Genomic DNA, 4,705 nt, shown 5'->3' on the forward strand with positions numbered 1-4,705 from the left:
CCGACAGGTGCCCGTGCCCGCACAGCCACGAGCCCATGGACTTCAGCCCGTCGCCCTCCGCCGCACCGGACACCTCGCACTCCCGGACCGTGCGGGCGACCTCGGCGGCCAGCCGGTTCTGCGCGGCCAGCAACGGCCGCAGCCGCTCCAGCAGCGCCGGGCCGAACAACGGCGCCAGGTCCTCGCCGGCCAGCGCGTCGAGGGAGGCCAGCAGCTCGTCCACGACACCTCCCACCGACTCGATCGCCTGTTCGAAGTCTAGTCGGGTCGAGGCCGACGATCAACACGAATCCCCAGCTCAGAAGCCTATCCACAGATCCAGCGGCCGCCTTGACAGGGGCCCGCGACGTCCGGACCTGCCAGCGCTCACTCGGTAGGCGATCGGCGCAGACCGAGCAGTTCGGGGCGACCTGCCGGTGGGGGCTGCCGCTCGCGCTCGGTGCGGCCATCCCGGTCGTCCTCATCGGACCGGCTGTCGTCCTCGGGCGCTGACGCCCCCTCCCATCAGGCGGTGACGTCCCCTCCCACCGGGCGATCCGGACCCGCGGACGCGGCCGGACCGTGATCACGTCCGCTACGTTGCCCGGGTCGTCCTCGGGGAGGTCCCGTGCCGTTCCTGCTCGCGCGTGTGGCGCGCCTGCTGCGCGTGCGGCTGTCCGGGTGGCGGCTGCCGCTGGCCGTCGCGGTCGTCGTCTTCCTGACCAGCTGGGCGGCCATGGGGCTGGTCGAGCCGGCCGGGACCGGCATCGCCGCGCCGGGCACCTACTGGTGGTACTTCGTCGTCACCGCGGCCACCGTGGGCTACGGCGACGTCTACCCGGCCTCGACCGGGGGCCGCGTCGTCGGCGCGTACGTGATCGTCGGCGGGATCGTCACGCTCACCCTGCTCTTCACGCAGCTGTCCGCCGCGCTGCAGTCGGTGAGGGGCAAGAGACTGAGGGGGCTGGTCGAGCTGGACCTCGCCGACCACGTCGTCCTGCTCGGCTACACGCCGGGGCGGACGGCCCGCATCGTCGCCGAGCTGACCGCCGAGGCCCGCGCGCACGTGGTCCTCTGCACCTGGGACGACGTCCCCGAGGACCCGCTTCCCGAGCGGCTGGAGGTGCAGTTCGTCCGCGGCGACCTGACCTCCGAGGACGTCATGGCCCGTGCCTGCGTGGCCCGCGCCCGGACGGCGGTCGTCGACGTCCGCGACGACAACGAGGCCATCGCCGTCGCGCTCGCCGTCACCCACGCCAACCCGCGCATCCACCTGGTCGCCGCGCTGCGCGACCTCGGCCGGCTGGACACGCTGCGCTACGTGCACCCCGACGTCCAGGCGGTGCAGTGGCACATGCCGTTCCTGCTGACCGAGGAGGCCAACGACCCCGGCATCGCGCAGGTCTACAGCGACCTGATGACCAGCGGCGGGCACGGCAACACGTACTCGACCCGCGTCCCGGCCGGCTTCCCGCACCGCACGTTCGGCGACTGCCAGACCTGGTTCGGGCGCACCTTCGGCGCCACGGTGCTGGCCCTGCGCAGCGACGGCGGACCGCTGGTGGTCAGCCCGGGCTGGGACACCCCGGTCCCGGAGGGCGCGACGCTCTACTACGTCGCCGGGCAGCGCATCGACGCGGCCCGGCTGCGAGCCGGCAGCTAGGACGTGTCCCTCCACTGGCGTTGCCAGAGGGCGATCGCGGCGAGGACGACGACACCGCGGTAGGTGGGGGCCGGTTCGTCGTGGCGGGCGGCCGGGCCGCGCCACGGTCCCAGGGGCCGTCGACGCCGGCCCGGCGCACGTCGAACACCCCCGGACAGGAGCTCCCAGGGACCTCACCGGAGTGCCACGAGGCCGGCCGTCGGGCGCCTTCTGGCGGCGCGGGTCGCCCGGCAGTGACGGTCCGACGCCCGGTGGTGTCGAGAAGGCCTCGTCGGCTCCGTCCCCGGTGTGAGGTGGCCAAGATGGGCCGCACCGTACGAGGAGACACCATGGCGAAGTACTTGCTGCTCAAGCACTACCGGGGCGCGCCCGCAGCGGTGAACGACGTGCCGATGGACCGGTGGACACCCGAGGAGATCGACGCCCACGTCGCGTACATGCAGGGGGTTCGCGACGCGGCTCGAGGAGTCGGGTGAGTACGTCGACGGACAGGCGCTGGCGCCCGAGGGTGCGTTCGTCCGGTACGACGGCGAGGGGCGGCCGCCGGTCACCGACGGTCCGTTCGCGGAGACCAAGGACCTGATCGCCGGCTGGATGATCATCGACGTCGACTCCTGGGAGCGCGCCGTCGAGCTGGCCGGGGAGCTGTCGGCTGCGCCCGGAGCCGGCGAAAAGCCGATCCACGAGTGGCTGGAGGTGCGGCCCTTCCTCGGCGGCCCGCCCACGGTGACCGACTGATCGGACAGGGGCACCCGGGCACCGGCAGGGACACGGGCGTGGAGGAGTCGCGGCTGCGGGAACTGATCCCGGAGGTGATCGGCGTCCTCGTCCGGCGCGGAGCGGACTTCGCGTCGGCCGAGGACGCCGTCCAGGAGGCGCTGATCACGGCCATCCGGACGTGGCCGGCGAACCCACCGCGAGACGCCAAGGGATGGCTGATCACGGTGTCGTGGCGCAAGTACCTGGACCTGTGCCGGTCGGAGCACGCCCGCCAGGGCCGCGAGGTCGCCCTCGACCTGGAGCCGCCGCAGGGACCGGTGCCCGCGGTCGACGACACCCTGCGCCTGTACTTCCTGTGCGCGCACCCGTCGTTGACGCCCGGTTCGGCGGTGGCGCTCACGCTGCGCGCCGTCGGCGGGCTCACCACTCGGCAGATCGCCGAGGCCTACCTCGTGCCGGAGTCGACGATGGGCCAGCGGATCAGCCGGGCCAAGCGGCGCATCGCGGAGGTGTCCCTGGACCAGTCGGGCGATCTCCCGACGGTGCTGCGGGTGCTCTACCTGACCTACAACGAGGGTCACTCCGGCGAGGTCGACCTCGCCACCGAAGCGATCCGGGTGACCCGGCAGCTGGCGGCGGTGGTCGACGACCCCGAGGTCGCCGGCCTGCTCGCGCTGATGCTGCTGCACCACGCGCGCCGCGCCGCACGCACCGACCCCGCCGGCCGGCTCGTTCCGCTCGCCGAGCAGGACCGGTCCCGCTGGGACACCGCCTTGATCACCGAAGGCGAGGAGATCCTGCAGGCCGCGCTCGCCCGGGACCGGCTCGGTGAGTACCAGGCCCAGGCGGCGATCGCGGCCCTGCACGCGGACGCCCGGCGGTTCGAGGAGACGGACTGGGTGCAGATCGTGGAGTGGTACGACGAGCTCGTGGCCCTCACCGGCTCCGCCGTGGCCCGGCTCAACCGCGCCGTGGCGGTCGGGGAGGCGGACGGTCCGCTCGCCGGGCTGGCCGCCCTGACCGAGGTCGATCCGAGCCTCCCTCGCCACACTGCGGCCTCGGCGTACCTCCACGAGAAGGCCGGACGGCTCGCGGACGCCGCCGACCTCTACGCCGCGGCGGCGCGGGCCGCGTCGAACCTGGCCGAGCGCGACCACCTCACCCGGCGGGCCGCACGGCTCAGGCAGGCCGCGTCCGGCTGAGTCGCCCTCGAGGGAGCGTCTCCCTGTCCAGGCCCGCTATGCGCCGCGCTGGACGATCACGATGGCCGCAACGGCCCTGGAAGAGGGGACACGTCCTGGGCGCGCGCCTCCAGCAGGCCGCGCACGTAGGCGGCCTGCCCCAGGTGCTGCAGGTCGTCGGAGAGCACGCTGACCAGTCGGACGCCGAGGGTGACCGGCGGGTCCCAGTCGGTGTCCACGACCCGGTCGAGGTCCTCGTCGGAGAGGCCGCGCAGGAACTCCGCCGACCGCGCGTGCACCGCGCGGGAGTAGCCCAGCAGCAGGTCGGCCGACGACACCCGGACGGCGTCCACGTCCGCCTCACCCATCCCGTAGCCGGTCGCCGCGTCGTCGACGGGGAGGTCGAAGCGGCCGGCCCAGCCCTCCGCCGTCCACACCTGCTCGGTGCCGGCGACGTCGGCGAGGTGGTCGTCCTGCACCCGCAGCAGGTGCCAGGCCAACCAGCCGATCGGGTTGGCGCCGGGCTGCACCCGCCGGTTCAGGTCGTCGGGCGTCAGCCCCTCGACGGTGCGGGTGAACGTCTCCTCGATCTGCTCGTAGGCGTGGGCCAGGACGGCGGGGCTGCGCATGGTCGGGCGCTACCCGGGCGCCGGCCGGTCACTCGCCGTCCGGGCGGTCCTCGGGCTCGCTCTGCGCCTCGAGCTCGGCGGCCTGCTCGGGGGTCTCCATCTCCAGGGCGATGTCGCGGGGCTGCGGGGTGTCGGGGGACGGCGTCGTCATGGCCCGAGCCTGCCCGAGGCCGCGCCGGTCCGCGTCACCAGCCGAGCAGGGCGCCGGCCAGGACGACGACGCCGACCGCGACGGCGAGGAGCACGAGCACCACCAGCAGCACGGGGACGACGACCCAGCGGCGCCGGAACCGGCGTCGCCGCGGCCGCTGCTCCCTGGGCCGGGTCGCGACGGGTGGCGGGGGAGCCGGCGCCACGGCGGGCGCGGCCGGGGGATCGGCCGCCTCCGCCGTCCCCGTCCTGCGCTTGCGCTCCCGCCGCCGCTCGGCCAGGTGCCGCGCCTGGTCGCGGGCGTCGCGGGCCACCGCCCCGAGCACGGTCGCCGAGGCGGCCGCCAGCGCCTTGAGGGCCGCGGCTGTCACCTATAAACATCT

7 protein-coding genes and 1 pseudogene are annotated in these 4,705 nt (G+C 74.4%); 4 read left to right on the forward strand and 4 right to left on the reverse strand.

Annotated features, from left to right (window positions below):
• Positions 1-223, reverse strand: a pseudogene (locus CNO22_RS25585) (endonuclease); the annotation flags it as partial.
• 384 nt (positions 224-607) lie between these two features.
• Between CNO22_RS25585 and CNO22_RS25590 the strand changes: the two are divergent.
• From CNO22_RS25590 to CNO22_RS25600, 4 genes are all read left to right on the forward strand, one after another.
• Positions 608-1,642 carry an NAD-binding protein gene (locus CNO22_RS25590; RefSeq protein ID WP_100502073.1) on the forward strand — a complete coding sequence of 345 codons (1,035 nt, stop codon included), beginning with the start codon at positions 608-610 and terminating at the stop codon, positions 1,640-1,642.
• Positions 1,643-1,971: 329 nt separating this feature from the next.
• Positions 1,972-2,118 (forward strand): hypothetical protein, encoded by a 147-nt coding sequence (locus CNO22_RS29510; RefSeq protein WP_232807351.1) that lies wholly within the window; start codon positions 1,972-1,974, stop codon positions 2,116-2,118.
• A 19-nt stretch (positions 2,119-2,137) separates the two neighbouring features.
• Entirely contained in the window at positions 2,138-2,380 is a 243-nt protein-coding gene (locus tag CNO22_RS29515) for a YciI family protein (RefSeq protein ID WP_232807352.1), read from the forward strand.
• 38 nt (positions 2,381-2,418) lie between these two features.
• Positions 2,419-3,564, forward strand: coding sequence for an RNA polymerase sigma factor (locus CNO22_RS25600; RefSeq protein ID WP_100502074.1), 1,146 nt, complete (start codon positions 2,419-2,421; stop codon positions 3,562-3,564).
• Between the two features lie 56 nt (positions 3,565-3,620).
• Here the strand turns inward: CNO22_RS25600 and CNO22_RS25605 are convergent, their stop codons facing one another.
• From CNO22_RS25605 to CNO22_RS25610, 3 genes are read right to left on the reverse strand one after another with little or no spacing between them, the layout of a single operon-like run.
• On the reverse strand, positions 3,621-4,172 hold the full coding sequence (locus CNO22_RS25605; RefSeq protein WP_100502075.1) for a mycothiol transferase: 552 nt from the start codon (positions 4,170-4,172) through the stop codon (positions 3,621-3,623).
• A gap of 28 nt (positions 4,173-4,200) precedes the next feature.
• Entirely contained in the window at positions 4,201-4,323 is a 123-nt protein-coding gene (locus CNO22_RS29850; RefSeq protein WP_269799642.1) for a hypothetical protein, read from the reverse strand.
• 34 nt (positions 4,324-4,357) lie between these two features.
• The gene (locus tag CNO22_RS25610; protein ID WP_198588606.1) at positions 4,358-4,693 is read right to left on the reverse strand and encodes a hypothetical protein; all 336 of its coding nucleotides are present in this window, start codon (positions 4,691-4,693) and stop codon (positions 4,358-4,360) included.
• Between the last annotated feature and the right edge of the window lie 12 nt (positions 4,694-4,705).

Origin of the sequence: Geodermatophilus chilensis, assembly GCF_002802985.1 — a bacterium.
Lineage (GTDB): Bacteria > Actinomycetota > Actinomycetes > Mycobacteriales > Geodermatophilaceae > Geodermatophilus > Geodermatophilus chilensis.

Coding starts and splice junctions, on each gene's coding strand:
- CNO22_RS29510 (WP_232807351.1), top strand. CDS start 1,972: ATGGCGAAGTACTTGCTGCTCAAGCACTACCGGGGCGCGCCCGCAGCG.
- CNO22_RS25605 (WP_100502075.1), bottom strand. CDS start 4,172: ATGCGCAGCCCCGCCGTCCTGGCCCACGCCTACGAGCAGATCGAGGAG.
- CNO22_RS29850 (WP_269799642.1), bottom strand. CDS start 4,323: ATGACGACGCCGTCCCCCGACACCCCGCAGCCCCGCGACATCGCCCTG.